Raw genomic sequence first — 23,721 nt, forward strand, 5'->3', positions numbered from 1 at the left:
ACCACGGGGTGACAATTGCCTGCCGAGCAAAGACCAACCTCTCGCCACGGCTGCGGCTGGTAGGGACCATGGCGGGGGATCCATCCGCTCTTGGTCCGGATGATTCGGTTCATGTACGGGTGCTCGCCGTAGCGGACCACGGCGCGAACGTCTGGACCGGGTTCAGGGTCGGCTTGGGGCCACCACCACTCGCCGTCGCCGGGCGGTTTCGGGCTGATACCGCACGTGCACTCCTCCGGCTCAGCCATGGGCGACCGGTCCGCGCTGCCGGGCTCGACGCAGCGCGCGAGCGCTGCGCCACCTGGTCACGTAGTAGCTCAGGAAGTCCCAGACCGAGGGGTAGTCACCAGCTCTCTTCGAGCGCATGCCGACAGTCCACCGCTGGTGATCACCGGAAGGAGTGCCCGTAGTGTGGGCCATAATGTGGGCCAGAGGCACACAGAGGGGCCAACGGATGTGAGCAGCTTCGGAGTCAAGATCTCGGCGGCGCGTCGGCGCCGTGGCTGGTCGCAAGCACGCCTCGCAAGCGCGCTCATCGAAGAGTCCGGGCGCACGACGTTGGATCGGCACTACGTGTCCCGTTGGGAGCGGGGGGATCGGACCCCCGGCAACTACTGGCTGCCCTACCTGGCACAGGTACTCCGTCTCGATCTCGCCGAGTTGGAGCAAGCCAAGGCACAGGTAGTCGAGGAGCCTGGGCAGACCTCAACACTACTGGTCGATAAACTCCCGGACTATTCAATAGATCAGATTGAGGAGATTTCCGAGCACCTGAGCGAACAGTGGCATTGGCTTGTCAGGACTGACAACCTCTTGGGTCCACGATTCGCCCTTAACGGTGTGGTCAATCAGATAAACACGATTGAGGCATTACTGGCCACAGACCTTCGATCATTGCGGAACCGCGTTGTCCGGCTTGGTTCCCAATACGCAGAGTCCGCCGCTTGGCTGTATGAAGACTCTAGTGAACTGTCTCGCGCCCGCTACTGGACCAGTCGCTCTCTAGAGTGGGCCTATGAGGCTGATGACCTCAAAATGCAGTCGTGGACCCTCTTTCGCCGCAGTCAGTTGGCCAGCCAGGTTAACGATGCGGTTCAAGCAATTAGTCTTGCCCAGACTGCTCGTCGGGCTGAGGTTCGACTGCCGTCGCCCATGCGAGCCGCCATACGTGTGCAAGAGGCTCGCGGACATGCGGCCTACGGCGACGAAAGAGCCGCACAGCGACTCCTAGAGGAAGCTCATGCATGGGCCACGGACGACACGGCGGGAGATGCACGCGGAGGGCATGGGTCATTCTGCACAGAAAGCTACATCGAGATAAATAGGGCTGCCAGCATGGTGAGTCTCGGACAGCCTAAACGGGCTATCTCTGTTTATGATCAAGCCTTGCCGGGATTGCCGGCGGTTTATCAACGTGACCGAGCTGCGGCCCTAAGCGGCATGGCTGCGGCCTACGCTGCCGCAGACCAGCCCGCTGAGGCAGCAAGCTTGGCTACTCAATCGCTCCGGGCAGCGCAGGCGGCCGGTTCGGCGAGAATTACCGACGAGATACATCGACTAGCCATTTCTCTTCGATCACACAAGAAGAATCAGTCTGTGCGTTCCCTCTTGGAAGAACTAGCTGACCGTAGGTTGGCTCGTGCCTAGCTCGACAGTAATCATAGACGCCATGCGTCGAGCAATTCTCCTGTCAGCTCACGGTATCGGAAGCACGAGCCCCAATCCACCCGTTGGCTGCGTTATTCTCGACGCCGAAGGCGCTATTGTTGGCGAGGGCTATCACGAACGCAAAGGAGAGTCACACGCTGAAGTGCATGCCCTCCGTGCCGCAGGTAACCGCGCGCGTGGCGGTAGTGCTGTAGTCACGCTCGAACCTTGCAATCATGTAGGCCGCACCCCGGCGTGCCACCAAGCGATCATAGACGCTAAGATCACCAATGTAATAGTGGCTCTTAAAGATCCCACCTCGCGCGGCAATGGCGGAGTGGCGTTGTTGCGCCGAGCAGGTATCAATGTGGACGTTGGCGTACTCGCAGGTGAGGCCCGTCTGGTCATTGGACCATGGCTTGATGCACTCGAAGACCGCCGACCATTCATCACGCTGGCTTACCAAGTGTCGACTAACGACATCTGGCCCATCGATGAAAAATTCATCGACGAACGCCGCTACCAGTTCGACGCGATCTTAAATTTGGCAGAATCTTCTCTGGAAGAGGGGAGAACAGGTGCCCATCCGCCCGACGTGATGCGCCTGCCTGTCTTGCAGTCGCCGTACGATCCCAATCCCACCCTGGAAACGCTGTACGCCAGCGGAGTGCGCTCGCTGCTGCTCCTCGGTCCTCCAGACCTCGTTGAGCCATTCCTAGCTGGCCAGGCGGTCGATCGAATCGAGGTTCACAGCACACTCGCTACTGGTTCATCGGGGCAGGTGGCAAACTGGGCTTGTCTTCCGACCGGCTATCGGTGGACTTCGTTCACGCGAACCTCCACAGGCGTATTAGGTCATGCGGTCCGAAATAGCGCTAACGCTATGTCCGGCGGCGCTCCATAGTTCGTCGGCTAAGGCAAACCACGCCGGCATGTCGGTGCCTAGCGCCTGCATCAGCTCCAGCACGTCAGGACATGGCTCGTTCCGGCCGCGCTTCTCCCGCGTCCACTCGGCAAGCTCACGCGCATACCTGCGGAACGCGGAGTATGCCTCGAACCGGTCGGTGATGTTGTACGCGGTTGGGTTGCGGAGATGGTCCGGCAGATCGGCCGGGACCATCCCCGTGCCGTCCGCCTGGCCATCTCGTCTACGCGCCACGGTCCAGCCCTCGCGCTCTGGCGTGGCGGATGTTCGCTATCCGCCGCATCTCCGTCGACCGGTCTACCGCCTTCTGAGCTTCCTTCTCGGCCTCGTCCGGGAGCTTCAAGAACCGCATCATGGACGTGAACGCCGACCGGTGCTGTCGAAGCTCTTGGATCATCCCGTTAATCACGAGCTGGCCCTGACTCCCACGAACCATGGTCGGCGCCTCGGCCAACTCGGCTTCCAGACGGGCGATCAGGTCCAGCTCCCGCGCTGCCTGCTCTAACACCCGATGCTCATCGGGCCTTAGCTCGTACAGCTCGGTGATCTCTTTCCAGAACGACCGACCGGCCGAACCTAGTCCGGCCGGGGCACGTTTACTTTTCATTACTGATCCAATCGGCCACCGAGGGCCAAATCACAAGGTCAACCGCACGCAGGACCAGGCTGCCGCATTACGGCCCGATCTTTAAGGCCCCCAAGGGGGTGCCTCCCTGGGGGCCGATCACCATTTGCGGTTGTGTCGTCAATCTAATGCACAGATCCGCGATGGTCAAGCGGCCAATGCACACTATCTCAATGCAGTGCCACAGCAGCGCACCATCTGTCCGTAGCAGGTCTACACGCAAGCCGTAGTAGTGCACACCGCTGCTATGTCAGGCCGCTAAGTGCTAGCGGTCAAACGGGGTCGGCTCCTCGTGCTCCCCGAGGAACAAATCTCGAACGACCTCACAGGTCACCGTAGACCGCTGCCGAGAGTCGGCCACCATATCCTCTATAGCTATTGCGATGTCCGACTCTGTCGACTTAGAACGCGACTCGGCCTCTCCGTTTTCAAGCTGACCGATCACGTACTGATGCAGATCCATTGGTGCTCCTTAGTTGACTAGTGCGGATTCCATGAGCGTGATCCGGGCCTCTCGGGCCTCGGACGGGTGGTCACGAAGCTTGAGCGGAATGTTCTTGAACGGCAGTGCGGCGAACGGCATGACCGGCTTGTAAGCCTCGGCTTGGTCGATTAGCCCGGTCTCGCCGATCATCTGTCCGGCTCGCTGTGCCTGGCCGTCGTTCTGAGGCGTGCCGAGGAGGTAGACCTCTTCCACGTAGTCCGGTAGGCCCTCGGGCAACGGCGGGTGCCTCTCATCCAGGTGACCGAGGATCGTCCCGAGCATCCGGTACGGGCGGTAGATCGCGTGCAACTCTGCCGCTAACGGCTGGCTGTCCTGGATGGCTTGGTGCTCCTCCGGCGAGTACGCGAAGGGGCCTAATGGGAGGTGCCGGGGAAGCCACGGGGCAGACTCGGGTCCGGTAGCGGCCGGCGGGTGAGCACTCATACGGCCAGGCATCCGATGCCTACGGCTAGACCGTGCCCCCGCTGGGCGTGAGGAGGACGAGACCGCTGATGGGGTGACGTGCCCGCTCGTGTGGCGTGAGCACTGATCCATTAGGCCGCTGGTGTTCCTCTTCCACGCTGCCAGGGACAGGTTGGGAGAGCGCCTGGAGGATATGTGCTGTTCGTGGGGGATGACTGGGCTGAAGATCATCATGATGTCGAGCTTCAGGACGCGACCGGGCGCCGTGTGGCGCGGGCTCGCCTGCCGGAGGGCATCGCTGGTGTTGCCCGGCTACATGAGCTGATCGGTGAGCATCTGGCTGAGGATGGCGAGCCGGAGCAGGTGGCGCTCGGGATCGAGACCGATCGCGGTCCCTGGGTGGCCGCGTTGATCGCGGCCGGATACACGGTCTACGCGGTCAACCCGCGCCAGGTGGCGCGGTATCGGGAGCGGCACGGCACCTCGGGCGCGAAGAGCGATGCCGGGGACGCGCACACGCTGGCCGACATGGCGCGCACCGACCGCCACCAGCTACGCCCGGTCGCCGGTGACAGTGCGCGGGCACAGGCGGTGAAGGTAGTGGCGCGGGCGCATCAGACGCTGATCTGGGACCGGCACCGGCACATGTTGCGGCTGCGTAGTGCGCTGCGCGAGTTCTTCCCCGCCGCGCTGGATGCCTTCGACGATCTGACCGCGCCGGATGCGCTGGAACTGCTGGCCAAGGCGCCGAACCCGGAACGTGCGGCCAGGTTGTCGCGAGCGCAGATCGCCGGCGCGCTCACACGTGCTCGTCGCCGCGATGTCGAGGGCAAGGCCGCGACGATGCAGGCGGCGTTGCGCGCCGAGCAGCTGACCCAACCGTCGACCGTGGCCGCCGCCTACGCGGTAACGGTGCGGTCGCTGGCCAGCGTGATCGCCACCTTCAACACCGAGATCGCGCAGATGGAAGAGCAGGTGAAGCAGTGTTTTGGCCGGACCCGGGCCGCTGAAATCTATCTGTCCCAGCCCGGTCTGGGACAGATCCTGGCGGCCCGGGCCCTCGGCGAGTTCGGCGACGACCCGACCCGCTACGCCACCGCGCGCAACCGCAAGAACTACGCCGGCACCAGCCCGATCACCCGGGCCTCCGGCAAGCGCAAGACCGTGCTGGCCCGCTTCATCCACAACGACCGGCTCACCGACGCCCTGCACCAGCAGGCCTTCTGCGCCCTGAACGCCTCGCCTGGAGCGCGCGCCTACTACGACCGGCTCCGCGGCCGTGGCGCGAACCACCACGCCGCGCTGCGCCAGCTATCCAACCGGCTGGTCGGCATCCTGCACGGCTGCCTCAAAACCGGCACCACCTACGACGAACGCACCGCCTGGGCACACCACAATCAAGATCAACAAAACGCTACTTGACAACCAAAGCCCATGGGGTGTCTAGCCGGTTCGGTTGGCCAAGCTCCGGGAGCCCTACGCAAGCCTGCTCGAAGCTTGGGGCTACGGCGTTGAACGCAGCAGCGAGGGACGACAAGAGGTCGTACTCGTGCTCGGCCAGGGCGACCATCACCCGCTGGTGCTGGACAGCGAGGAGGGCTTCCTCGACTGTCTGGGTGACGGCGTAGTCGGTCGCGTAGGCCAGCGCGAGCGCGTCCAGGGCCTTCGCCACGTCCTGCTTGGTCTCGGCTGCCTGGAGCGCGCTGAGCGCCTTCCGGGTCGGCTCTCCTGGCGTGTGCTTGATCGTGGCGAAGCTCAGCGCCTTGGTGAGCTCGGCTGGCACCTTGGTGCCGATCGCGGTCAGCGTTTGAGCTAGCTCACGGGTCCGCCGGATCGTGAGCATCTGATGAGCCTTGTTGTCGATCATGTGTGCCTCCTACTGGTGAGCGATGTCAGCGGTGGCGTAGAGGGCCACCGCCTTCTTGTCCTTGACGTAAGCCCCCGCCGGCTTCAGGGTCTCGGTCCAGCGGCGTGCCGTGCGGTCGGTCACGCCGTACAGGGTGGGGATGTCGTCACGGGCCACCAACGTGACCGTCTGCTCGATTTGCCGCTTAGACGGCATGGTGCACCTTCCAAATTCCGGACATTGGGTTTCTAGCGCCGCTGGTCACAGGCTCGCGTTCTTCCCGGAACGCGAATCTGAGCGACTTTTTCGGCTTCCGAGGGGTAGGACACCGGGGAGCTAGGTTCGATGGCTCTGAGTGCTACCCCGTCGGCAGTAATCACAGTCCAGGGGTGGCAGCAGCAGCCGACGCAGCTTCCGCAACCAGGCGGTCATGCCGCACTCTCCGGGAGCAGATTCGGAAGGCCCTCGCGGAGGTCGTCCTGTGTGACACCCAACAGGCGGGCAACCCTCGACAGGTTCGCCTCGGTCGGGACGGTGGCGCCTTTGATCCACAGGGCCAGCGTTGACGGGCTTACCCCGCAGCGTCTCGCAAAATCAATCTTGCTGAGTCCCGAGCGGGTTACCGCTCGCTGGACTCCGATACTCAGCGCCGAGCGCTCCACATCGGGAAGCTCGATCGTCATCATGCCTATCCTTTCTGTACTCATCATCGGTCAGGTGACCGCAAAGAATCAGACCCCTTCCGGCGCCTGGCGAAGGCCGGCGCTACGCGAGGAGTCGAGAACTGAACACCCGGGGCAGAGCAGGAGCATCTAACCGGCGGTCAACTACCGCCTTTGCCCTCCCCATATCTAGAGGTGTTCCAAACGCTAAAGCGGAACATCGTGTGACGGGGACCGCACTGCCCGACCTGCCCCTCACTCAGTCAGTAGGTGTCGACCGGGCAGCTTTGTGACAGGCCGGTGACACGAATCACTCCGAATGGGAGGCGTCCACCTTGCCGGCCATAGGTTCTCCATCTCGCCCACTCCTCACTATGTAAGTGGGTGTCCATCGGCCGATTGCAGGGACATCGCGGGATCATTTTCACCCATTTGGTAGCGAGTACAGCCCGGCCTCGCTGATCACCGTCATGTCTCTGTGCGGTACCACGTCCCCAGGCGTAACGATTCGTTCCGTGTGGGCCTGATCTGCACGTACGTGGTCTCGGATCGCCTTACGGCCGTTGCTGAACCCGAGCGCGTGGCACACGTCCCTTGGGGACGAACCACAGCTCACCGGTGGCCGTGGAACCGGCTGGTCGCCGCCAGGGTCGGAACAGTAGTCCGCCCCTTCTCGTCATCCGGGAGACGACCGGACACTGCGTTCTCCGAGGTCGGGCTATGGGTGACCTGAAGTCACGCATCCATGAACCGCGTTTTGCGAGGTCAGAGCCTAACGGCCTTTCGGTCCGGTAGTCCCGAGCTGCGGAAGCTCAAGGGCTCGTTGCCGGAAGCAGCCAGCCTCAGGACTGAAGTCTGACCCAAACCTTTTGGTTCAGTTTGGAAGGCGCCAGCCGTGGCCCCGTAAGGCCGGTCCGCCGTAAATATCACCTCAGTTCTGCTGACGTCATCTTCGTCAAGCCCAGGGCTGAGCTAGGAAAGCTAGCCCAGTTCCGGAATGCGGCCTTGCCCGCGCTATGGCCTTGTCGTGCCGTGCGGGAGAGGGTCGCCATTCGGCACCGCGAAGGGCTGGAGTCCAGCGGGTACCGGGTGCTGCGATGTCAGGAGCTACATGACTTCCGGTCATCTAGTCCTGAGCTGCGGAAACTCAAGGGCTCGTTACCGGTGGTAACGAGGCTCAAGTTCGTATCCGGCTCGCTCGCTCTGGAACCTGCTAGTCACCCCCATGGGTCAGCGGTGCAGATGCCCTTAGCCCTCGCTCTTACGGCGCCAGGTCGGGCCGAGCACGTGCGGGGGCGTCGGGAGAAGATCGTCTTCCACCCCGGATCTACTTCTTCCTCGATGTTGGTGATCGAATGTTTAGTCGACTGGTGCCTTCAAGCAAGCGACAGTTGCAAGTCAGGTACAAGCCCGAGGTTGAACCTTGTACGCCGTGCACAAGATCAGCAGGATGCTCGTGATCTGTCTGTGATGCGTTTAAGAGTCAGCTTCGAGGCTCGTGGCAAAACCATGTTATGGCCGTTGCGGGATCGTTACGTCTGGCACGATGATGACCCTCGCACCGACCACAGGTCGGCGACAAGCATCGGAAGCAACCTGCCGAGGGCAGGGTTGCAATTTTGGACTCAGCGGGTAGGTCGCGCGCCTGCCCGAGAGGGGGACCGTGATGTCACTCGTAGCGTTCGCCGTCGTCCGGGGGCTAGCTTGCGTTGTAGCCGCTGCCACGACGTTCGCTGTGCCAGGCCCGTCATTCGCCCAGTCGCCGCCTCCGGCGCGGGTACCAGCTCAACCTAGTTCGGGCTTCTGCTGGAACGCAAAGCTGTCGGGGAATCCTGTGGCCGAGTTGCAGTTTGTACGTAAGTTATCGGACGATTTCTCTGAACGCGGCATTCTTAATCGAGTCTATAGCCCTAAGGCTGGACCGTTGGACTTGAACTACTCACTGACACGAAAGATTGACGTTCATTCTCAAACCGAAGTTGGCACTTCGGGTGAGCTGGGCGCAGAAGCGGAGGGAGCAAAGGCTTCAGTGGGGATCACATTTAAGCAGACATGGGGGGTTGACGTCGGAAAGTCCGCCACTGCGGGAGATACTGCACATTTCGATATTCCCGCAGACGGCAAAGAGTACGTCGCGGAGATTGGCTCGAAGGTACGACACTTCAATTTCTTGGTCAAGTTTTATTGCGACGAGCAGCATAAAGAACCGACCGGTACGAGTATGCCAGTGGACGCCTATGAAGTGTGCGGCGCCGCCGTGAGGCTTGTTCGTGCAGACGATCCCGACTTGAGTAAGTCCACCGAAGGAAGCTGGGAGTGGTACCGAGGGAACAATCCCGATCCATTCGAATACCATCCGTGCGGCAGGAAGTAATAGTTTGATCTGCTCGCCTGGACCGCTCGGAGCTTCGTGTTCCTCATGTCGTCGCACTGATGCGGTGAATCTTTGGCAGCGGGCGTCCGTAGACCATGCATGAGTTGCTAGAGACGACAGCTGTTCGAACCCGTAAGCGGGCCGACCATGACCGGGTAACGCGGACCTGGCTTACCGCCTTCATGCCGGTGGTCTGGCCCATGCACTGGTCGGAATCAGCGCTACCTCGGTAGCTCGTGCTCGTCCTCGAACCGGCGCCGGATCTCGTCCTCGTCATCAGGTTCGACATCGGGTGCAGCGGCGCCACGGTCGCTCTGGTGATAGCTCCAGCGTTGGAGGTCGTGACTGTCTGCCTGCCGCCGCGCCTTGTCGGCCGCGCCGGTCTGCTCGGCGATCCGATCGAGGTCGGTTTCGTCGCCGATTGCCCGCCAGCCCTCCTCGGTCTTCTCTGCGAGGCCGAAGGCAGCCAGCCGCTTCACGGCATCCTTCACCGTGGTCTTGCCGCGATGAGTCATCTCGACCAGCGAGGGCACGGTCTGCGGACCGTGCCGGCGTAATGCACTCCAAACCAGGCCAGCCGACTTCCCCAACCCCGATCCGGCCCTGAAGGCCGGATGCCATACCCACGGGTCGGGAATCACCGCATCTGTTACTTCTATTCCTGGGGGGACGGTAGCAAGTGCGGTAGTTTCCGACCCCCGCCTGAACCGATACCCGTCCGCCTGCCGTGGCCCATTCTCGATACGAGCCAGGCAACCAGCGGCCACCAGCCGCGCCAGGGCCTTCCTGGTCGTCTGGTCTGAGCCGAGCTGGGCAACCTCGGTGATCCGGCGGACACCGAACGTCGGTTCCCTGGTCCCGTGCTCCACGGCCAGCGAGCACAGGGCCAGCATCACCGCCCGATCGGTCAGGCCGCTACGCCCCGACCACGATGCCGCGTGCACAGCAGCGACCACGCTGCCGACAACATCCCCCACCGGTTCCGGCGCGAACGTCGCCGCGTTCGCTGCCTTGTCCCAGGTCCGGACCAAGAACGCATCTACGTCCCGGCGCTGGTCTTGCAGCTCGTGAGCCTTGGCGCCACCCGCGTTGTCCCGGTTCAGCATCGCCGCCCGGAACTCGTCGAGACTGCCGCCGCTCAACCGCATCCGAGCAGCGATGGACAACGCCATAGCCGAGCGGTTCCCGTCGAACCGCCCCTCGGTGTCGCCCTCCTCAATCAGCCGGATATCGGCATCTGACAGGTTCCGAAACCTGTCCGGCGGTCCCAGTACCTCCAGGGCCTCCACGACGCTCTCAGGGCGAATGAGGGCCGGTTCCAGGCCCAACCGATGCGGAGCCAGCGGCGGCCGGATCGACTTCCGGAACGCAACCCCCGGGAACCCCTCCGCGCGAAGATGATCGGTGACCGCCTCGACCTGACTTCCGGCCCAAACGAAGAGATGCCGGCGTCCGTCCTGACCCGAGGCAACTGTGAGCGTCGAAAGGCCGGAGTCCTCACACAACTTTCGGGCACGCTCGCCCAGTTCGACTAGCTCCGGGCTATCCAGGTCCAGAGCAATCAAGCCGCGCTTGACCTCTACCGTGAAAGCTCGGCCGGACTCAACAGCATCCCGAATCGACACGAACCCATCGGATGTATTGTCCGGACTGATCAAGAGTGCGTTTCCGCCAGCACGGACCACCGCCAGCGCCAGCGACTCGACCATCTCAACTCTTTCACCGCTACGCGCCATCGCGGGACTCCCATGAGAGTCGTTCGAGTCGCTGTCCCGTGCTCAGCACCCGCAGCTTGCGGTACCCCATCTCCGACGTGATCCTCTCGACCGTCTCCGCGTCTACTGCACCGGTCATGTTCGTTATGCCCGGCACGTGGCACGCCCGACGCGAAGCCAGCGCGCACCACCTCAGGACTCATCGCACAGGCCGCCGAAGCCGCTACCCACCGCACGCGATCGGAGCAGCGGTATCGGGTCCCGCTATCGGCGCCCTGAACCGCTCACCGAGCGCCGATGTACGTAGCCCCGCCCAGGTGGAGCGGCGGCCTCCTGGTGGCTCTTGGGGGCTCGCTAGGACTCGATCGTGGCCCGGTCTACGGATGCCGGTGTAGCTCAGTGGCAGAGCAACTGCCTTAGGGAGGGACGGACCGAAGGGAGTACCCGACCGGCCACAAGCGGTAGGTCATGAGTGTGTTCCGCTCACTAGCGACGATCATGGTCTTCATGTATCGTCGCAGGTGAGAGGTCGTATTGGAGCCGGTGGTCGGGGTCGAACCGACGACCTACCGCTTACAAGGCGGTTGCTCTGCCACTGAGCTACACCGGCATCGGGCGTGGGCGTACGGGTGCGCCGTCACGCCGGGTTAAATCATGTCACCCTGTCCCCCTACGGTGGGCAGCATGACACAGCTGATCGCCGAGCAGTTGCTGCTGCTCGCCTATCGTCCCGATGGGACCGCGCACGGCAAGGGTACCGAGCTTGACATGGCGCTCGGTGGCGCGTTGCTGACCGAGCTGGCGCTGGACGGGTACCTCGAGGTCGAGGAGAAGGAGATCGCCGCCGCCGGGGGCGGGTCGACGCCGGGGAACCCGGTGCTGGCGGGCGCGTTGGAGGAGATCGCGGTGAAGCCGCGGCGGCCGAAGGCCTGTGTGAGCAGGCTGTCCAAGGGGGCGCGGCGGCGGTTGCTGGCGGGCCTGGTCGAGAGCGGCGTGCTGACCGAGGAGTCGCGACGGGTGCTCGGGGTGTTTCCCGGGAAGAGGTTTCCGGTCGCGGACCCGGGGCCGAGGGAGCAGGCGCTCGGGCGGTTGCGCGCGGCCGTGGTCGACGGCGCCGAGCCGGATCAGCGTACGGCCGCGCTGGCCGGGTTGATCCAGGCGGCCGGGCTCGGGCGGCGGGTGTTCCCGGACGACGACCAGCGCGCGGTCAAGGCCCGGTTGAAGGAGCTGGCCGAGGGCGACTGGGCGGCCGAGGCGGTGCGCAAGGCGATCCGAGCGGCGCACGCGGCCACGGTGGCAGCGATCTCCGCGGCCAATGCCGCCGCCGCGTCGAGCAGTGGCGGCTAATGTCACCGGCGTGACTCGGTTCGGTCAGCGAGCGCGTTCGCGGCTGCGGGGAGTACTGCGCCCGGAGCAGGGTGCCGGCCGGCTGCAGTTGTGGGGGCGGCACGGTGGTCAGGCGGGCGCGGACGCCGAGGCGGACCCGCTCCAGACGAAGTTTGCCCCCACCGCGCCCGCCGCGGGCCCGAGCGTGCCGGACGACACCCGGGTGCAGCGGGTGCTCGACCTGGCCATGCGGGTCGGCGAGGTGCTGCTGTCCAGCGGCGAGGGCGTTGCCGAGGCGACGGCGACCATGCTGCGGCTGGCCAACGCCGGCGGGCTGCCGACCTGCGAGGTGGACATCACGTTCACCTCGATCACCATGTGCTGCCACCGAGGCATGGTCGCCCCGCCGGTGACCACCATGCGGCTGGTGCGGTACCGGTCGCTGGACCTGACCCGGCTGGACGAGGTGTCCCGGCTGGTCGACCGGATCGAGCGCGGCGAGTTCAACGGACTGAGCGGCGAGCAGGACGGTGCCGGCGTGGACGACACCGAGGCGCTGAGCCGGGCCGCCGCCGAGCTGGACCAGATCACCAGGGCCAAGCACCCGTATCCGCGCTGGCTGGCCACCGTGGCCTGGGCCGGCATGGCCGCCTCGATCGCCGTGCTGCTGGGCGGGAACTGGGTGGCGGCGGCCGTCGCGTTCGGTGCCACCGGCGCGATCGACCGGATCGGCAGGCTACTCAACCGTGCCGGGCTGCCGATGTTCTTCCAGCAGATCACCGGCGCCCTGCTGGCCACGGTGATCACCGCCGCGCTGATCATGCTCAACCTGCTCCCGGCGGGCACCCGGCCCTCGTTCGTGGTGGCCGCCGCGATCACCGTGCTGTTGTCCGGGCTGTCGGTGGTCAGCGCGGTGCGCGACGCCATCGACGGGTTCTTCCTGACCGCCGCCGGCCGGGCCGGCGAGATCGCGATGTACTCGGCGGGGCTGCTCGCCGGGGCGGTGCTCGGGCTGAAGGCGGCGTTGGTGTTCGACGTGGAGCTGGCGGTGGCCGCGCCGCTGCCGGCCAGCAACGTGTCGCTGGCGGTGCGCGCGGTGGCGGCGGGGCTGACCGCCGGGATGTTCGCGCTGGCCGGGTACACCCCGGTGCGGTACCTGGCGGCGGCGGCCGGCACCGGCGCGGGCGGATGGGTCATCTACACGCTGATGGAGCAGGCCGGCTTCGAGCCGGTGGTGTCCACGCTGGTCGCGGCGATCGCGCTGGGCATGGCCTCGGGCTTCCTGTACCGGCGCTTCGAGGTGCCCCGGTTGGTGATCACGCTGGCCGGCATCACGCCGCTGCTGCCCGGTCTCACCGCGTACCGGGGCTTCTACCAGCTGGCCGTGATCGGCGTGGCGGACGGGCTGGTCACCGTGATGGTGGCGCTGGCCATCGGGCTGGCGCTGGCCGGCGGGGTGGCGTTCGGGGAATGGCTCACCAGCCGGATCCACCCGCGCACACCACCTGCACCGATAACGGCCACACCGGGCCCCGGGGGCCAGTAGGCTGCATTACGTGGACGCCGCTGGACTATCCGACTTCATAGTGGTGGCCAACCGGTTGCCGGTCGACCTGGTCGCCACCGAGGACGGTGGTCGGGAGTGGAAGCGTAGCCCGGGCGGGCTGGTCACGGCGTTGGAACCGATGTTGCGCGGCAGGGACGGCGCCTGGGTGGGGTGGCCCGGCATCGCCGACGCTGACGTCGAGCCGCTGGAACAGGACGGGCTGCTGCTGCATCCGGTGCGGCTGTCCGCCACCGAGGTGGCCGAGTACTACGAGGGCTTCTCCAACGCCACACTGTGGCCGCTCTACCACGATGTGGTCGCCCCGCCGGTGTTCCACCGGACCTGGTGGCACACCTACGTGAAGATCAACAAAAGGTTCGCCGAGGCGGCGGCCAAGGTGGCGGCGCCGGGCGCCACGGTCTGGGTGCAGGACTACCAGCTGCAGCTTGTGCCCGCCGAGCTGCGGGCGCTGCGGCCGGACTTGAAGATCGGGTTCTTCCTGCACATCCCGTTCCCGCCGACCGAGCTGTTCATGCAGATGCCGTGGCGGGCGGAGATTGTGCGCGGGCTGCTCGGCGCCGACCTGGTCGGGTTCCACACCTCGGGCGGGGTGCGCAACTTCCGCTGGCTGGCGTCCCGGCTGGCCGGCGACCACGTGCGGGGCACCACGGCGAGCACGGGCAGCCGGCCCGGCGAGGTCGACTACGACGGGCGGGTGGTCAAGGTCGGCGCGTTCCCGATCTCGATCGACTCGGCCGCGCTGGACCGGCTGGCCCGCACCCAGGCGGTGCGGGCGCGCGCCGACGAGATCCGCGCCGAGCTGGGCAACCCCAAGCACGTCATCCTCGGGGTGGACCGGCTGGACTACACCAAGGGCATCAACCTGCGGCTGCTCGCGTTCCACGAGCTGCTCATGGACGGGCGGGTGGACGCCTCGGACACGGTGATGGTGCAGCTGGCCACGCCGAGCCGCGAGCGCGTCGAGCACTACCAGCAGATGCGTGACGAGATCGAGCTCAGCGTCGGCCGGATCAACGGCGAGTTCGCCAAGGTGGGCCACCCGGTCGTGCACTACCTGCACCAGTCGCTGCCCCGCGACGAGCTGGCGGCGTTCTTCGTGGCCGCCGACGTGATGCTGGTGACGCCGCTGCGCGACGGCATGAACCTGGTCGCCAAGGAGTACGTGGCCTGCAAGTACGACCTGTCGGGGGTGCTGGTGCTCTCCGAGTTCGCCGGCGCGGCCGGTGAGCTGACCAGCGCGCTGCTGGTCAACCCGCACGACCTGGACGGGGTGAAGAACCGGCTGGCCTCGGCGCTGAACCTGCCCGAGGAGGAGGGCAGGCGCCGGATGCGCGCGCTGCGCCGGCAGGTGCTCACGCACGACGTGGACCGCTGGGCGCGCTCGTTCCTGGCCGCGCTGGGCCGTCCCGCTTAGAGCCCCGAGAACCAGCGGTCCTGGGTCGCCGGCTGGGCGGTGGTGGTGCCTTCGACCAGCTCGGTGGGCAGGATCACGGTCTTCGGCTCGGTGCGCTCGCCCCGGCCGAGCAGCAGCTCGCCGGCCGCGCGGCCCTTGTCGTGGACGGGCTGGCGCACGGTGGTCAGGCCGGCGCGCATGGCCTCGGGCACGCCGTCGAACCCGGCCACCGAGAGCTTGCCGGGCACCGGGTGGCCCCGCTCGGCGGCCAGCCGCAGCACGCCCAGCGCGAGCACGTCGGAGGTGCAGGCCACCGCGGTGAGCCCGGGGTGCTCGTCGAGGAGCTGGGCGGCCGCCGAGGCGCCGGCCTCCGCCGAGTGCTCGTAGCGCTCCAGCACCGGGACCTCGGCCCAGTCAACGCCGGCCTCGGCCAGTCCCTCGCGCAGCCCGCCCAGCCTGGCCCGCTGCACCGGGTAGCTGGTGCGGCGCAGGCGCTCGCCGTCGACGTAGCCATCGTGGCGGGTGTCGCTCAGCCGCATGCAGATCACGCCGATGCGCCGGTGGCCTAGGCCGGTCAGGTGGCGGGCCAGCGCGAGCATCCCGCCCCTGTCGTCCACCCCGACCCGGTCGACGCCGGGCAGGTCCATCGGCTGGTCGGCGACCACCGTGGGCAGCGGCCGCTCCAGCACCGCGCGCAGATGCGGGTCGCGCTCGTGCACCGAGTAGACGACGAAGCCGTCCACGCTGGCCTGGTTCACCGGGCTGTGCTCGGCGTCGCGGCGGCTGGCCGGCATCAGCAGCAGCCCCTGGCCGGCGTCCTCGCACGCGCTGGCCAGCCCCTCCAGGAAGCCCAGCGCGGCCGGGTCGCTGAACGCGAAGGACAGCTCCTCGGTCAGCAGCAGCCCGACCGCGCGGGCCTGGCGGGTGCGCAGCGAGCGGGCCACCGGGTCCGGCCCGGGGTAGCCCATCCGCCGGGCGGTCTCCAGCACCCGGGTGCGGAGCTGGACGGACAGTTGGTCGGGGCGGTTGTAGGCGTTGGAGACGGTGGTGCGCGACACCCCGAGCTCGGCGGCCAGCGACGCCAGGGTGGCGGGCCTCCGCACGCGCGGGCTGCGGGTCATTCCACGACCGTAACGGTTCAGTACACGGCCGGGTAGGGCTCCGTCGAACCCGGTTCGGGCGTCGGGTCCGGCTCCGGGCGCCGAGGGTGCATGCGTTTACTCCGTCACGACTAATGACAACGATTTCCAATATCGCGTATGGTGAAGAGTGAACCGAATAGCCGCCCGCCACGAACCCCGGAGCCCCCCACATGACCCACCGCTTACCGTCCGTCCTCTGCACGGCCGTCGCCGCCGGCGCGCTGGCCCTGACCGGCTGCGGCGGCCCGGCGCCGTCGTCCGGGTCATCCCAGCCGTCCGGGGCGGCGGTCGGCGTGGTGGCGAGTACGGACGTGTACGGCTCGATCGCCAGCGCGGTCGGCGGCGAGCACGTCAAGGTCACCTCGCTGATCCACTCTCCGGACGCGGACCCGCACGAGTACGAGACCACGGCGTCCGATGCGGCGGCGGCCGGTGAGGCAAAGGTACTGATCGCGAACGGCGGCGGCTACGACGACTTCGTCGGCAAGCTCTCGCAGGCCACCGGCGGCAAGGCCACGCTGGTCGACGTGTCCGAGCTGTCCGGGCTGCGCACCGGGGCCGGCGAGTTCAACGAGCACGTCTGGTACCACCTGCCGACCATGGCCAAGCTCGCCGACCGGCTGGCCGCCGAGCTGAGCAAGGCCGACCCGGCCGACGCCGCCGCCTACCAGGCCAACGCCGCCGCGTTCAAGGCCAAGCTGGACGGGTTGTCCGCACAGGTCAACGCGATCAAGTCCGGGCACCCGGGCGCCCGGGTCGCCGTCACCGAGCCGGTGCCGCTGTACCTGGTCGAGGCGGCCGGTATGACCAACGCCACCCCCGAGGAGTTCTCCGAGGCCGTGGAGAAGGGCAGCGACCCGCCCGCGGCCGTGCTGAACCAGACGCTGGCGCTGTTCAACGGCCCCGGGAAGGTCGGTGCGCTGCTGGCCAATGCGCAGACCGAGAGCCCGGCCACCAAGCAGGTCGAGCAGGCCGCCAACCAGGGCGGGGTGCCTGTCGTCAAGATGACGGAGACCCTGCCAGCAGGCACGATGGACTACGTGACATGGATGGGCGGGCAGATCAACGCGCTGGCCGGCGCGATGGACCGGCGGTGACGGCGATCGAGTCCTCGGCGCCGGCCCGGGGCACGGCACGGGCCGATCGCGCGGCCTCCCGCGCGGAAAACGCACGCCAGCGCATCCCCGCCGTCGAGCTGCGCGGCGCGCGGATGGCGCTGGGCGAGCGGGTGCTGTGGGACGGGCTGGACCTGCGGGTGGACCCCGGCGAGTTCGTCGCCGTGCTCGGCCCCAACGGCTCGGGCAAGACCACGCTGCTCAAGGTGCTGCTCGGGCAGCGCGCCCTGACCTCCGGCACGGCTCTGGTGAACGGCCGCCGCACGGACCGGTCGGTGCGCTCGGCCGTCGGGTACATCCCGCAGCAGCAGGCGATGGACGCCGAGCTGCCGCTGCGCGCGCGTGACCTGGTCGGCCTGGGTCTGGACGGGCATCGGCTGGGGCCGCGGCTGCCGTTCGGGGCGGTTGCCAGGCGGCGGCGCGAGCGGGTGGACGCCGCGCTGGCCGCCGTCGGCGCGACCGGGTACGCCGACGCCCCGGTCGGCCGGCTCTCCGGCGGCGAGCAGCAGCGGCTGCGGGTGGCGCAGGCACTGGTCGGCGACCCGGCCGTGCTGCTCTGCGACGAACCGCTGCTGTCGCTGGACCTGGCCAACCAGCGCGTGGTCAGTGACCTGATCGACCGGCGGCGGGTGGACGCGGCCACCGCCGTGCTGTTCGTCACCCACGAGATCAACCCGGTGCTGCCGCTGGTGGACCGGGTGCTGTACCTGGTGAACGGGCGGTTCCGGATCGGCACCCCGGAACAGGTGATGACCTCCTCGGTGCTCTCCGAGCTGTACGGCACGCGGGTCGATGTGATCAAGGTAAGGGACCGGCTGGTGGTGGTCGGCGCCGACGACTCGGGCACCCACTGCGACCACCTGCACGAGGCGGCGTCATGATCGAGCGGCTGATCACCTTCGACGGCACGCTGGAGCTGCTGCGCCAGCCGTTCGTGCAGACCGCGCTGATAGCCGCCGCCGTGCTCGGCCTGGCCGCCGGACTGCTCGCGCCGCTGATCGTGACCAGGGGCATGGCGTTCGCCGTGCACGGCACCGCCGAGCTGGCCTTCACCGGCGGGGCGGCCGCGCTGCTGGTCGGGGTGTACGTGGGGCTGGGCGCGGTGGTCGGGGCGGTGCTGGCGGCCATCGTGTTCGGGCTGCTGGGGCTGCGCCAGCGCGAGCGGGACTCGGTGATCGGGGTGGTGCTGGCCTTCGGGCTGGGCCTCGGGGTGTTGTTGCTCGCGCTCTACCCGGGGCGGGCGGCGAACAAGTTCGGCCTGCTCACCGGCTCGATCGTGTCGGTGGACTCGACGAACCTGTGGCTGCTGGCCGGGTGTGCGGTGGTGGTGGTCGGCGTGCTGTTGGTCTGGTACCGGCAGCTGCTGTTCGCCAGCGCGGACCCCGAGGTGGCCGCCGCGCGCGGGGTGCCGGTGCGGCTGCTGTCGCCGGTGTTCGCGGTGCTGATCGGGCTGACCACGGCGCTGGCGGTGCCGGCGGTGGGCGCGATCCTGGTGCTGGCGGTGATGGTGACGCCGGGCGCGGCGGCCGCGCGGGTGTCGTCCAACCCGGTAGTGGTGACCGTGCTGGCGGTGCTGTTCGCGGAGTTCGCGCTGGTAGGCGGCACGGTGTTGTCTCTAGCGCCCGGGCTGCCGATCTCCGGCTACGTGGCGACGTTGATCTTCCTGTGCTACCTCGTGTGCAGGCTGATCGGGCGGGTTCGCAAACCCGTGAGTGGCTAGAGGTGCCATAGCGCCTCTAGCCACTCACGGGTCTCTACCTGCGCCTCCGGGCGACCTCGGCGAGGAGGACGCCGGCGGCGACCGAGGCGTTCAGCGACTCCACCGGGCCGATCATCGGGATGGACACCGTCAGGTCGCAGGTCTCGCGGACCAGGCGGGACAGGCCACGGCCCTCCGAGCCGACGACGATCACGAGCGGGTCGGTGGACAGGTGGAACTCGTCCACGGTCAGGTCGCCGTCGGCGTCCAGGCCGGCCAGCATGAGCCCGGCGGTGGCGTACTCGCGCAGCGTGCGGGTCAGGTTCGTGGCCCGGGCCACCGGGATGCGAGCGGCCGCGCCGGCGGAGGTGCGCCAGGCCACCGCCGTCATCCCGGCCGAGCGCCGCTGCGGCAGCAGCACCCCGTGCGCGCCGAACGCGGCCGCCGAGCGCACCACGGCGCCCAGGTTGCGCGGGTCGGTGACGCCGTCCAGTGCGACGATCAGCGGCGGGCGGTCGGAGGCGCGGGCGGTCTCCAGCAGCTCGTCCGGGTGGGCGTACTCGAACGGCGGGACGGTCAGGCCGATGCCCTGGTGCAGGGCACCGCTGGCCATCCGGTCCAGGTCGCTCTTGGGCACCTCCAGGATGGCGATGCCCGCGTCGGCGGCCAGCCGGACCGCCTCGGCGATCCGCTCGTCGGCGTTGGTGGCCTGGGCGACGTGCAGCGCGGTGGCCGGAACGCCGGCGCGCAGGCACTCCACCACCGGGTTGCGGCCGAACACCGTCTCCGGTCCGTCCGAGTCGCCGTGCTTGCGGCCGCCCTTGCCCGCGACCTTGCCGACCTTCTTGGCCTTGGCGGCGGCGGCCGCCGCGCGCTTCTGCGCGGGGTGACCGGGGCGCATCTCGGCGGGCGGGGTGGGTCCCTTGCCCTCCAGGCCGCGCCGGCGCTGGCCGCCCGAGCCGAGCGTCGGCCCCTTCTTGGTTCCCGGCTTGCGAACCGCGCCTTTACGGCGTGAACTGCCGGCCATTCAGCTTTTCAACCGTCCTTCAGTGTCCAGGTGGCCCCGTCGCGGTTGTCCTCGACGAGCACGCCGGCGGCCAGCAACCGAGACCGGATGGCGTCCGCGGCGGCGAAGTCCTTGCGCGCCCGCGCCTCGGCCCGCTGCGCGAGCAGGTCGTCCACCAGCGCGGACAGCGCCGCGCCCGCCGTGTCGGATCCGCCATCCCCGCCGGCGCGCCAGTGCTCGCCGAGCGGGTCGAGCCCGAGCACGTCGGCCATCGCGCGCACAGCCTCGGCGGCCGCCGCGGCGGTGTCGCGGTCGCCGGCGTCCAGCGCGGCGTTGCCCTCCCGGACGGCGCCGTGAATCGCGGCCACCGCGCCCGGCGTGCCCAGGTCGTCGTCCATCGCGGCGACGAAGTCCGGCCGCAGCGGGCCGTCCGGCACGAGCCGGGGCTCGCCGATGCGCTCCCGCACTCGGTGCAGGAACGACTCGATGCGACGGTAGGCCGCGACCGCCTCGGACAGCGCCGCGTCCGAGTACTCGATCATCGACCGGTAGTGCGGCGCGACCAGGTAGTAGCGCAGCTCGGCGCCGCGCACCCGGTGCAGCAGCACGTCGATGGACAGCGTGTTGCCCAGCGACTTGGACATCTTGTCCCCGCCGAGGGTGACCCAGGCGTTGTGCGTCCAGTACCTGGCGAACTCGTCGCCGGCGGCCCGTGACTGCGCGCGCTCGTTCTCGTGGTGCGGGAAGACCAGGTCCACCCCGCCGCCGTGGATATCGAACTCCGCGCCCAGGTACGTGGCGCACATCGCCGAGCACTCCAGGTGCCAGCCGGGTCGCCCGGGGCCCCATGGCGTCTGCCAGGACGGTTCGCCGGGCCGCGCCGCCTTCCACATGGTGAAGTCGCGCGGGTCGTTCTTGTACACGCAGTCCGACTCGCCCTGCTGCACATCGTCGAGCCGCTGCCCGGACAGCGCGCCGTAGCCGTCGAACGTCCGCACCGCGAAGTACACGTCGCCGCCGTTGGCGTAGGCGTGCCCGCCGTCGATCAGCCGGTGCATCAGCTCGATCATCTGCGGCACGTGCCCGGTGGCCCGCGGCGTGATCGAGGGCGGCAGGCAGCCCAGCGCGTCGTAGGCGGCCTCGAACGCGCGCTCGTGGGTGGCGGCCCACTCCCACCAGGGGCGGCCGGCCTCGGCGGCCTTGTTCAGGATCTTGTCGTCGATGTCAGTGACGTTGCGCACCAGCGTCACGTCCAGGCCGCCTCGCGTCAGCCAGCGGCGCATCACGTCATAGTTGAGCCCGCTGCGCACGTGGCCGATGTGGGGCATGCCCTGCACGGTCGCGCCACAGACGTAGATCGACGCCGCCCCGGACCGCACCGGGAGGAACTCCCGCTGCCCTCTGGTGGCCGTGTCGTACAGGCGCAGACTCACACGTCCACATGATACGGACCTCCGGAGGACACCCCCTTGTCAGGGCGATGTTCGTCCGGAACGCTCGAACTCTCGATTCCAACGGAGGTGTCGCCGTGCTGTACTTCTTCAAGGTCCGGGTCGATCACGCTGACCTGACGGCCGACGAGCTGTGGGACCTGTGGGAGAAGGAAGCCGACGCCGCCGAGGGCGCGATCGCCGCCGGCAAGATCAAGCACGTGTTCAAGGTCAGCGGCCAGCGCCGGGTGATCGGCTTCATCGACGCGGACTCGCACGACGAGCTGGACAAGATCTTCATGTCCACCCTGCCGATGGCGCACGTCCTGGAGTTCGAGGAGATCACCCCGGTCCGGGAGTACGCCTCGTTCGCCTCCGACGTCCGTAAGCGCTGGTCATGACCCGTGAGTGGTTAGCGTTGTCATAGCAACGCTAACCACTCACGGGTTGTTGTTGCGGGGGACGAGCAGGGCGGTGGCGACGGCGGCGATGCCTTCGCCTCGGCCGGTCAGGCCCAGGCCGTCGGTGGTGGTTCCGGAGACGGAGACGGGGCCGCCGACGGCGTCGGACAGGATGGTTTGGGCTTCTTCGCGGCGGGGGCCTATGCGCGGACTGTTGCCGATCACTTGGACGGCGGCGTTTCCCACCGTCCAGCCGGCGGCGGTGAGCAGCCGGCGCACGTGGGCCAGCATCGCGGCGCCGTGCACGCCCGCCCAGCGCGGGTCGCCGGTGCCGAACACGGAGCCGAGGTCGCCGAGGCCGGCGGCGGAGAGCAGCGCGTCGCAGAGGGCGTGCGCGGCCACGTCGCCGTCGGAGTGCCCGTCGCAGCCGTCCACGCCGTCCCAGCGCAGCCCGGCCAGCCAGCACTCCCGGCCGGCCGCGACCGGGTGCACGTCCGTACCCACTCCCACCCGGGGTGACGTCACGAGCCGACCAGGTGCTCGGCCAGCTCAAGGTCCCAGCGGGTGGTGACCTTGAACGCGAGCGGGTCCCCCGGGACGGTGTGCACCTTCACGCCGAGCCGTTCGACCAGGCCGGCGTCGTCGGTCGCGGCGTCCACCAAACCGGCGGCGTATGCCCGTTCCAGCACCGGACGCCGGAACGCCTGCGGGGTCTGCACCGCGCGCAGCCTAGACCGGTCAACGGTTCGTTCCACCGCACCGGCGGCGTCCACTTCCTTGATCGTGTCCGCCACCGGCAGCACCGGCACCACCGCGTCCATGCCGCCGGCCACGGCCGCGACGAGCGAGGCGACCAGCGCCGGCGGCGTGAGCGCCCGCGCCGCATCGTGCACCAACACGATCTCCGTGCCCGGCCACTCGCGCAGCCCACACCGAAGCGCCGCGCCGACCGAGGACGTCCGGTCCGCCCCGCCGACGGCCACGCCCACGGCCGCCGTGTCGGCGAACAGGTCACGCATCTCGCCGACGTCGCCGTCACGCACAGCTATCAGCACGTGATCGACCGCGCCGGAATCGAGCAGGCCCCGGACCGCGCGCACCACCAGTGGAACGCCGCCGAGGCGCACCAACGCCTTGGGTATACCGGCGCCCAGCCGGACGCCATCGCCCGCCGCCGGGACGAGCGCGAGCACGCTCAAGGGACTTACGAGGCGGTGGCCAGCACTTCGTCGAGAAGCAGCTCGGCCTTCTCCTCGTCGGTGCCTTCGGCGAGCGCGAGCTCGCTCACCAGGATCTGCCGGGCCTTGGCCAGCATTCGCTTCTCGCCGGCCGAGAGACCACGGTCCTTCTCCCGTCGCCACAGGTCACGAACGACCTCGGCGACCTTGTTCACGTCTCCCGAAGCGAGCTTCTCCAGATTTGCCTTGTAGCGCCGAGACCAGTTGGTCGGCTCCTCCGTATGCGGCGCCCGGAGGACGTCGAACACCCGGTCCAGGCCTTCCTGGCCGACCACGTCACGGACGCCGACGAACTCGGCGTTGTCCGCTGGGACGCGAACGGTCAGGTCGCCCTGGGCGACCTTGAGGACGAGGTATTGTTTCTCCTCGCCCTTGATCATCCGTGTTTCGATGGCCTCGATGAGTGCGGCACCGTGGTGCGGGTAGACGACGGTCTCTCCGACCTTGAAAACCATATGTCCTCTGCCCCTTTCGCTGACTCAAGGTTAACACGCCCGAAGCCGACCCACCGAAGCGGGATGGGTCGTCCTCGCAGGTCAGGGGGTTGACAACGACGCAAGATCGTGCAAGCAAGGTCAACCTTCGTGGGCGGTGTCGAGCGTCACCGACCGTCACGGGCCCCGCGATGACCTAGCCGGACCCGCCGAGGCTAGGCTTCTCCCAGGTCATCCGGTGCGCACTTGGGCGGCCCGGTCGCGGCAAC

Annotated in this window: 25 protein-coding genes and 1 tRNA gene; 11 read left to right on the top strand and 15 right to left on the bottom strand. The window is 67.8% G+C overall.

Annotation, left to right across the window (positions count from 1 at the left end):
• Positions 1 to 240 precede the first annotated feature (240 nt).
• Positions 241 to 366 (bottom strand): hypothetical protein, encoded by a 126-nt coding sequence (locus tag N912_RS66495; RefSeq protein ID WP_281176290.1) that lies wholly within the window; start codon positions 364 to 366, stop codon positions 241 to 243.
• 207 nt (positions 367 to 573) lie between these two features.
• On the opposite strand from N912_RS66495, the gene N912_RS67075 reads away from it, so the two are divergent.
• Positions 574 to 1,647, top strand: a complete 1,074-nt coding sequence (locus N912_RS67075; RefSeq protein ID WP_483826445.1) for an NsdA family TPR-like regulatory protein — start codon at positions 574 to 576, stop codon at positions 1,645 to 1,647.
• 22 nt (positions 1,648 to 1,669) lie between these two features.
• Entirely contained in the window at positions 1,670 to 2,551 is an 882-nt protein-coding gene (gene ribD / locus N912_RS62305; protein ID WP_084211161.1) for a bifunctional diaminohydroxyphosphoribosylaminopyrimidine deaminase/5-amino-6-(5-phosphoribosylamino)uracil reductase RibD, read from the top strand.
• 244 nt (positions 2,552 to 2,795) lie between these two features.
• On the opposite strand, the gene N912_RS0124735 is transcribed toward ribD, so the two are convergent.
• Both N912_RS0124735 and N912_RS63725 read right to left on the bottom strand, forming a co-directional pair.
• Positions 2,796 to 3,179 (bottom strand): hypothetical protein, encoded by a 384-nt coding sequence (locus N912_RS0124735; protein ID WP_028924496.1) that lies wholly within the window; start codon positions 3,177 to 3,179, stop codon positions 2,796 to 2,798.
• 490 nt (positions 3,180 to 3,669) lie between these two features.
• Positions 3,670 to 3,963, bottom strand: a complete 294-nt coding sequence (locus tag N912_RS63725) for a hypothetical protein (RefSeq protein WP_156993960.1) — start codon at positions 3,961 to 3,963, stop codon at positions 3,670 to 3,672.
• Positions 3,964 to 4,299: 336 nt separating this feature from the next.
• Here N912_RS63725 and N912_RS0124755 point away from each other — a divergent pair, with 336 nt between their 5' ends.
• Entirely contained in the window at positions 4,300 to 5,526 is a 1,227-nt protein-coding gene (locus N912_RS0124755; RefSeq protein ID WP_028924500.1) for an IS110 family RNA-guided transposase, read from the top strand.
• On the opposite strand, the gene N912_RS0124760 is transcribed toward N912_RS0124755, so the two are convergent.
• From N912_RS0124760 to N912_RS67080, 4 genes are all read right to left on the bottom strand, one after another.
• Positions 5,519 to 5,971, bottom strand: coding sequence for a hypothetical protein (locus tag N912_RS0124760; RefSeq protein ID WP_028924501.1), 453 nt, complete (start codon positions 5,969 to 5,971; stop codon positions 5,519 to 5,521). The two genes, N912_RS0124755 and N912_RS0124760, sit on opposite strands and share 8 nt — an antisense overlap.
• Before the next feature lie 9 nt (positions 5,972 to 5,980).
• Positions 5,981 to 6,166: a hypothetical protein gene (locus N912_RS0124765; protein WP_028924502.1), complete on the bottom strand. Its 186-nt coding sequence runs from the start codon at positions 6,164 to 6,166 to the stop codon at positions 5,981 to 5,983.
• Positions 6,167 to 6,378: 212 nt separating this feature from the next.
• Entirely contained in the window at positions 6,379 to 6,636 is a 258-nt protein-coding gene (locus N912_RS0124770) for a helix-turn-helix domain-containing protein (RefSeq protein WP_028924503.1), read from the bottom strand.
• A gap of 400 nt (positions 6,637 to 7,036) precedes the next feature.
• Positions 7,037 to 7,228 (bottom strand): BRO family protein, encoded by a 192-nt coding sequence (locus N912_RS67080; protein ID WP_084211163.1) that lies wholly within the window; start codon positions 7,226 to 7,228, stop codon positions 7,037 to 7,039.
• A gap of 1,218 nt (positions 7,229 to 8,446) precedes the next feature.
• On the opposite strand from N912_RS67080, the gene N912_RS63730 reads away from it, so the two are divergent.
• Positions 8,447 to 8,986 carry a hypothetical protein gene (locus N912_RS63730; RefSeq protein ID WP_156993962.1) on the top strand — a complete coding sequence of 180 codons (540 nt, stop codon included), beginning with the start codon at positions 8,447 to 8,449 and terminating at the stop codon, positions 8,984 to 8,986.
• 221 nt (positions 8,987 to 9,207) lie between these two features.
• On the opposite strand, the gene N912_RS0124775 is transcribed toward N912_RS63730, so the two are convergent.
• Both N912_RS0124775 and N912_RS0124780 read right to left on the bottom strand, forming a co-directional pair.
• The gene (locus N912_RS0124775) at positions 9,208 to 10,695 is read right to left on the bottom strand and encodes a hypothetical protein (RefSeq protein ID WP_156993964.1); all 1,488 of its coding nucleotides are present in this window, start codon (positions 10,693 to 10,695) and stop codon (positions 9,208 to 9,210) included.
• A gap of 541 nt (positions 10,696 to 11,236) precedes the next feature.
• Positions 11,237 to 11,311: transfer RNA gene (locus N912_RS0124780), tRNA-Thr, on the bottom strand.
• Between the two features lie 74 nt (positions 11,312 to 11,385).
• On the opposite strand from N912_RS0124780, the gene N912_RS0124785 reads away from it, so the two are divergent.
• From N912_RS0124785 to N912_RS0124795, 3 genes are read left to right on the top strand one after another with little or no spacing between them, the layout of a single operon-like run.
• Complete coding sequence (locus N912_RS0124785) at positions 11,386 to 12,048, top strand: GOLPH3/VPS74 family protein (protein ID WP_037066294.1); 663 nt, start codon at positions 11,386 to 11,388, stop codon at positions 12,046 to 12,048.
• Between the two features lie 10 nt (positions 12,049 to 12,058).
• Positions 12,059 to 13,573, top strand: coding sequence for a threonine/serine exporter family protein (locus N912_RS54440; RefSeq protein WP_245645411.1), 1,515 nt, complete (start codon positions 12,059 to 12,061; stop codon positions 13,571 to 13,573).
• A 10-nt stretch (positions 13,574 to 13,583) separates the two neighbouring features.
• Positions 13,584 to 15,008, top strand: a complete 1,425-nt coding sequence (locus tag N912_RS0124795) for an alpha,alpha-trehalose-phosphate synthase (UDP-forming) (RefSeq protein WP_028924506.1) — start codon at positions 13,584 to 13,586, stop codon at positions 15,006 to 15,008.
• Here the strand turns inward: N912_RS0124795 and N912_RS0124800 are convergent.
• Entirely contained in the window at positions 15,005 to 16,108 is a 1,104-nt protein-coding gene (locus tag N912_RS0124800; protein WP_028924507.1) for a LacI family DNA-binding transcriptional regulator, read from the bottom strand. The two genes, N912_RS0124795 and N912_RS0124800, sit on opposite strands and share 4 nt — an antisense overlap.
• Before the next feature lie 191 nt (positions 16,109 to 16,299).
• Here N912_RS0124800 and N912_RS0124805 point away from each other — a divergent pair, with 191 nt between their 5' ends.
• The 3 genes from N912_RS0124805 to N912_RS0124815 all read left to right on the top strand — a co-directional run bounded on the left by N912_RS0124805 (position 16,300) and on the right by N912_RS0124815 (position 18,964).
• Entirely contained in the window at positions 16,300 to 17,226 is a 927-nt protein-coding gene (locus N912_RS0124805) for a metal ABC transporter solute-binding protein, Zn/Mn family (protein WP_028924508.1), read from the top strand.
• Between the two features lie 113 nt (positions 17,227 to 17,339).
• Positions 17,340 to 18,125 carry a metal ABC transporter ATP-binding protein gene (locus N912_RS54445; protein ID WP_245645420.1) on the top strand — a complete coding sequence of 262 codons (786 nt, stop codon included), beginning with the start codon at positions 17,340 to 17,342 and terminating at the stop codon, positions 18,123 to 18,125.
• Positions 18,122 to 18,964, top strand: coding sequence for a metal ABC transporter permease (locus N912_RS0124815; protein ID WP_037066299.1), 843 nt, complete (start codon positions 18,122 to 18,124; stop codon positions 18,962 to 18,964). Before N912_RS54445 ends, N912_RS0124815 begins: the two co-directional genes overlap by 4 nt.
• A gap of 34 nt (positions 18,965 to 18,998) precedes the next feature.
• Here the strand turns inward: N912_RS0124815 and rlmB are convergent, their stop codons facing one another.
• Positions 18,999 to 19,970 carry a 23S rRNA (guanosine(2251)-2'-O)-methyltransferase RlmB gene (rlmB, locus tag N912_RS0124820; RefSeq protein WP_028924510.1) on the bottom strand — a complete coding sequence of 324 codons (972 nt, stop codon included), beginning with the start codon at positions 19,968 to 19,970 and terminating at the stop codon, positions 18,999 to 19,001.
• Positions 19,971 to 19,978: 8 nt separating this feature from the next.
• Entirely contained in the window at positions 19,979 to 21,382 is a 1,404-nt protein-coding gene (cysS, locus tag N912_RS0124825; protein WP_028924511.1) for a cysteine--tRNA ligase, read from the bottom strand.
• 95 nt (positions 21,383 to 21,477) lie between these two features.
• Between cysS and N912_RS0124830 the strand changes: the two genes are divergently transcribed.
• Positions 21,478 to 21,780, top strand: coding sequence for a muconolactone Delta-isomerase family protein (locus N912_RS0124830; protein ID WP_028924512.1), 303 nt, complete (start codon positions 21,478 to 21,480; stop codon positions 21,778 to 21,780).
• A 39-nt stretch (positions 21,781 to 21,819) separates the two neighbouring features.
• On the opposite strand, the gene ispF is transcribed toward N912_RS0124830, so the two are convergent.
• Genes ispF through N912_RS0124845 form a run of 3 tightly spaced genes read right to left on the bottom strand, consistent with a single transcriptional unit; the run spans position 21,820 to position 23,473 of the window.
• Positions 21,820 to 22,305, bottom strand: a complete 486-nt coding sequence (ispF, locus tag N912_RS0124835) for a 2-C-methyl-D-erythritol 2,4-cyclodiphosphate synthase (protein WP_028924513.1) — start codon at positions 22,303 to 22,305, stop codon at positions 21,820 to 21,822.
• Positions 22,302 to 22,979, bottom strand: a complete 678-nt coding sequence (ispD, locus tag N912_RS0124840) for a 2-C-methyl-D-erythritol 4-phosphate cytidylyltransferase (RefSeq protein ID WP_028924514.1) — start codon at positions 22,977 to 22,979, stop codon at positions 22,302 to 22,304. Before ispD ends, ispF begins: the two co-directional genes overlap by 4 nt.
• 5 nt (positions 22,980 to 22,984) lie before the next feature.
• Positions 22,985 to 23,473, bottom strand: coding sequence for a CarD family transcriptional regulator (locus N912_RS0124845; RefSeq protein WP_028924515.1), 489 nt, complete (start codon positions 23,471 to 23,473; stop codon positions 22,985 to 22,987).
• Positions 23,474 to 23,721 lie beyond the last annotated feature (248 nt).

This window comes from Actinospineispora acaciae DSM 45401, from assembly GCF_000620785.1.
In the GTDB taxonomy this organism is placed as follows: Bacteria; Actinomycetota; Actinomycetes; order Mycobacteriales; family Pseudonocardiaceae; genus Pseudonocardia; species Pseudonocardia acaciae.